A 625-nucleotide genomic window follows, 5' to 3' on the forward strand; every position below is an offset into this window, starting at 1 on the left:
TCTAAGATCGGCAACGCGGCCACCGTTTCGCTTCGAGTCCCAACACACCTCGAAGTTGATCACGGTGGCCGTCTCACATCCCGGCCAGGTCATCAACCAAGATCACGCCATGCGGCTGTAGTACTAGATCGGCGCGGCCACAACCCAGGCAGGGAACCCGAAAAGAACGTCAGCATCCCCTAGCAACTACGGGTCTCGCACAGGTAAGGCTCACTGCCCCTATGAGCAGACTCCTGGGGGTAGTCGTGCTGGTCGCAGCTCTGACCGCGTGCACGACACAGACCTCCGCGACGCCACCACCGTCGAGCACCACGTCGTCCGCTGCGGCAACGACGACGTCCACGGTGACGACGACCTCCCCGCGCATCGACACGCCACGAGCCTGTCCAATCTGGACCCGTGCAAGCTGGTCGTGGAGGCGGACTTCCAGTCACGCGGCTTCGGCCCGCTCTCCGGCACCCCGACGCCATACCCGGAGATCCCCGGCTCGTGCGGCTGCATCTTCGGCAAGGGGGCGCCCGACGACCTCGTCGTCATCACGGGCGTGCTCGACACCGGGTACGAGTCGGAGAAGGCGAAGAACCCCGGCGGCCACGAGGGCCTGATCGAGGGCCACACGACCTAC

General features: G+C 65.4%; 1 protein-coding gene. It reads left to right on the forward strand.

Features of this window, described 5'->3' with window-relative positions; genetic code table 11:
* Positions 1-268: 268 nt before the first annotated feature.
* Positions 269-625: hypothetical protein (locus tag ABFX45_RS46255; protein ID WP_346137439.1), on the forward strand; the 357-nt coding region annotated here is incomplete at its 3' end.

The sequence above is a fragment of the Lentzea roselyniae genome, from assembly GCF_039537795.1.
Lineage (GTDB): Bacteria > Actinomycetota > Actinomycetes > Mycobacteriales > Pseudonocardiaceae > Lentzea > Lentzea atacamensis.